The organism is Janthinobacterium sp. BHSEK (assembly GCF_056174685.1).
In genome coordinates, this window is the sequence record NZ_JBWBYV010000250.1 from 1 (window position 1) to 681 (window position 681).

Here is a 681-nt window from a genome sequence, read left to right on the forward strand (position 1 = left end):
ATGTTCACACTTATCGGCTGTTAATAAAGAAGAACAGCATTTGGGGCTGTAGCTCAGCTGGTTAGAGCACCGTGTTGATAACGCGGGGGTCGTTGGTTCGAGTCCAACCAGCCCTACCAGTTTCTGTAGTCTGGAAATACCCTAGGGGGATTAGCTCAGCTGGGAGAGCACCTGCTTTGCAAGCAGGGGGTCGTCGGTTCGATCCCGTCATCCTCCACCAAAAGTTCAAACGTAAATCAGTGCAGATGGCGCCGGGATTTAGGTTTGGTCTTTTCGAGATCAAGTGCTGTATGTTCTTTAACAATCTGGAAGAAGTAAAGATTATTTATTGATCGGTTTGCCGTAACAAGCAGATCGATGGGTAATGATTGTATGTATCAACAAACAAGCAACAACGTTGTACTTTCTTATCCCTGTAGCGCTCTTTGAGGACTTCGGTCTTCAGAGGCTAACGTTATAGGGACAAGCGAATAAGTGCACATGGTGGATGCCTTGGCGATTACAGGCGATGAAGGACGTAGTAGCTTGCGATAAGCTGCGGGGAGTGAGCAAACACACTTTGATCCGCAGATTTCCGAATGGGGCAACCCACCCTTTTAGGGTATTGCATACTGAATACATAGGTATGCAAGGCGAACGCGGCGAACTGAAACATCTAAGTAGCTGCAGGAAAAGAAATCA

General features: G+C 47.1%; 2 tRNA genes and 1 rRNA gene. All 3 read left to right on the plus strand.

The features are described 5' to 3' along the window. Positions 1–42: 42 nt before the first annotated feature. A tRNA-Ile gene (locus AC0V2Y_RS28820) sits at positions 43–119 on the plus strand. A gap of 25 nt (positions 120–144) precedes the next feature. Further along, positions 145–220, plus strand: a tRNA-Ala gene (locus AC0V2Y_RS28825). A 240-nt stretch (positions 221–460) separates the two neighbouring features. Continuing rightward, positions 461–681 (plus strand): 23S ribosomal RNA (locus AC0V2Y_RS28830); the annotation flags it as partial.